This window comes from Achromobacter sp., assembly GCF_032113835.1.
In the GTDB taxonomy this organism is placed as follows: domain Bacteria; phylum Pseudomonadota; class Gammaproteobacteria; order Burkholderiales; family Burkholderiaceae_B; genus Achromobacter.
The window spans coordinates 1-346 of record NZ_DAMCTG010000013.1; the positions used below are offsets into that span (position 1 = coordinate 1).

At 69.1% G+C, this 346-nt stretch carries 1 protein-coding gene; it reads left to right on the forward strand.

What is annotated here, in order from left to right:
* Positions 1 to 210 (forward strand): hypothetical protein (locus tag RT697_RS07420; RefSeq protein WP_313697804.1); only part of this gene is annotated, 210 nt, incomplete at its 5' end.
* Positions 211 to 346: the final 136 nt, after the last annotated feature.

Consider the following 346-nt stretch of genomic DNA (forward strand, 5'->3'; position numbering starts at 1 on the left):
GCCAGCGTCAGCGAAGGCATGTGGTACGCCCGCAGCGAAGCCTTCATGCAGCAGGACCTGCTCAAGACCCTGCGTTGGGGCCGCACGTTCGGCGACGTGGTGTTCCTGCTGGGCGCGCTGGCGATGGTCATGCAGGTGATTCTGGGCCTGCTCAGCAGCAAGCCCGCGCTGGTCGAACCGCGGCTCACGCCCAAGGCCGCGCGCGGCTGATCCAGGCGCCTTCGCGACTTTGCGCCAGCGCAACGTTGCGAAGGCGGCCTCCCGGTCCAATGGAAGCCAAGCCTGCGCCGGTTCGGCGCGGGCGCTTCGGAGAAACTCCGCATGCGCTTCCTGCCGATCGCCGCCG